Consider the following 2,182-nt stretch of genomic DNA (forward strand, 5'->3'; position numbering starts at 1 on the left):
AAGAACTATACCGAGCAACTCGGTCCCAAGGTTCCGGCGACCGCCATGACCCTGGCAAAGTAACAGCCTAAAAGCGGCTCAAGCGCCGGATGACGTATCATCCGGCGTCCCCTTTTCCTGACGATCGCCGTCGCCGCTCCGTGGTGACCGCGCATGATGCTCGATAAGAGGACCGACCCATGTTCCAGTCCTGGACCTCTCCGTTACTGCGGCGCAACGAACCGGTTCTCATCGCGGTGCTACTGGTCGCCATCGCCGTCTTCGGCTGGATCGATCCGCGTTTTCTGTCGACCGGCAATCTTGTCAGCATCGCGCAGCAGAGTGCGGTCATCGCCCTCATCTCCTTTGCCATGACGGCCGTGATCATCGCGCGCGGCATTGATATTTCCGTCGGCAGCAATCTTGCCTGCTCCGGCATCGCAGCGGGTCTTGCCTACACGGCAACCGGCTCGGCGAGCTTGAGCCTTCTCGCCGCGATCGGTGGCGGTGCCGCAATCGGTCTGCTCAATGGAACGCTGATCGGCTTTGCCGGCATCTCCCCATTCATCGCAACGCTCGCCACCATGGCGTTTGCGCGCGGCCTGGCGCTCAGCCTCTCCGGCGCATCCAGCATCGCGATCGCCGATCCGGTCCTGCTTTTCGCGGGACGCGAGACGATCGGCCTCCTGCCGGTCTCCGTCATCATCGCCGCCATCTGCCTGGGCCTCTGGTGGTTCGTGCTCAATCGCACGGTGTACGGGCGCTGGATCTATGCGGTCGGCGGCAATGCGGGCGCGGCGCGGGCCTCACTGGTTCCCGTCGACCTCGTGCGCATTTCCGTCTATCTGATTGCCGGCGCAACGGCCGGGCTCGGCGCGATACTCACCATCGGCCGCCTTGGTTCGGCACAGCCGCTTGCCGGCACCGGGCTCGAATTTACAGCCATTACAGCCGCGATCATCGGCGGCACGAAACTGTCCGGCGGCCAGGGCTCCATCTGGGGAACGGCGATCGGGGCGCTGCTGCTGGGCGTCATCAACACCGGCCTGTCCTTCCTGCAGGTGCCGCAGATCCTGATCTATTTCGTGACCGCGAGCCTCATTCTGGTGGCAGTTCTCACCAGCCAGCCGGAGAGTGTCGCCGCCCTGTTCAAGACCGGTGGCCGCAAGTCCACCCCGTCGCCCCGCAACATCGCCGCAACACCGGTCGGCAAACACAGCATCGCCTTGCGCGGGCTTGGCAAGTCTTTTCCGGGCGTCAAGGCACTCGATGGTGTCAGCTTTGCCGTCTCGGCCGGTGAGGTGGTGGGACTTGCCGGCGAGAACGGGGCCGGGAAATCGACGCTGGTGAAGTGCATTTCCGGTCTGCATCGCCCGGACGAGGGTGAGATCATGATCGACGGCAACGCCGTCCAGTTCCACTCCCCCAGCGACGCCAAGGGCATCAGCGTCATCCATCAGCATTTCAGCCTTTCGCCGGACCTGACGGTGGCCGAGAATCTCTTCATCGGCCGCGAACCGCATACCCGCCTGGGATTTCTCGACCGGGCCCGGATGCGGCGCGATGCGAAATCCATCATGGACGAGCTGTCGCTCGATATCGACATTGGCGCGGAGCTGCGAACGCTTTCCGTCGGGCACCGGCAGATGGTGGAAATTGCCCGTGCCGTTCTGTCCGATGCCTGGTTCTTCATCATGGACGAGCCGACCAGCGCGCTCTCCAACCGCGAGCGCGATCAGCTCTACGACCTGATCGACAGGCTGAGAGCTCGCGGCGCCGGCATCCTCTACATCTCCCACAAGATGGAAGAGATCTTCAGCCAGTGCGACCGCGTCGTCGTTCTGCGTGACGGGCGCTTCATCGGCGAGCGCCAGACCCGCCAGACCAGCGAGGCCGAGATCGTCTCGATGATGGTCGGGCGCGATGTCGGCGACATCTTCCCCTATCTCGAAGCGCAAGTCGGCGAAACCGCGATCGAAATCAGCAACATCTCCGATGGCAAGCTCTTGAAGTCGGCCACGCTCAGCGTGTGCAGGGGCGAAATCGTCGCGCTCGCCGGCCTGATGGGAAGCGGCCGCTCCGAGGTGCTCAGGCTGATTGCCGGCCTCGAGACCATGCATGGCGGCACGCTCAGAATTTTCGGCGGGCAGCAGACCGGCGGCGACACCAAGGCCGCCAATCGCGCCGGCATCGTCTACATACC

At 63.9% G+C, this 2,182-nt stretch carries 1 protein-coding gene; it reads left to right on the forward strand.

The features are described from left to right. Window positions 1–179: 179 nt before the first annotated feature. The coding region (locus EN939_RS31215; protein WP_127271460.1) for an ATP-binding cassette domain-containing protein at window positions 180–2,182 on the forward strand (2,003 nt) is incomplete at its 3' end.

This window comes from Mesorhizobium sp. M7A.F.Ca.CA.002.05.1.1, assembly GCF_003998335.1.
GTDB lineage: Bacteria > Pseudomonadota > Alphaproteobacteria > Rhizobiales > Rhizobiaceae > Mesorhizobium.